Origin of the sequence: Olsenella uli, assembly GCF_016899935.1 — a bacterium.
Taxonomy (GTDB): Bacteria; Actinomycetota; Coriobacteriia; order Coriobacteriales; family Atopobiaceae; genus Thermophilibacter; species Thermophilibacter uli_B.
This window is the reverse complement of sequence record NZ_JACJJK010000127.1, coordinates 1-230: the sequence shown is the minus strand read 5'-3', so window position 1 is coordinate 230 and position 230 is coordinate 1. Positions and strand designations below refer to the sequence as shown.

Sequence of the window (230 nt, the reverse complement as noted above, 5' to 3'; positions counted from 1 at the left end):
ATGTCAATGCTTATCCAATTTTACAAAAATATGGTTTTACTGGCACGATTTTTGTCATAACGGATTTTGTAAGTGCACAGCCAAATTATTTGACTTGGGACCAGATTAAAGAAATGAAAGCTCATGGCATGGATTTTCAGTCACATACAGCAACTCATCAATCAATGACAGGACTTAGTGAAGATCAACTTCGTACAGAACTTGTCAAATCTAAGCAGACACTCGACCAA

Annotated in this window: 1 protein-coding gene; it reads left to right on the top strand. The window is 36.5% G+C overall.

Annotated features, from left to right (window positions below):
- The coding region (locus tag H6A07_RS10125) for a polysaccharide deacetylase family protein (protein WP_204814783.1) at nucleotides 1–230 on the top strand (230 nt) is incomplete at both ends.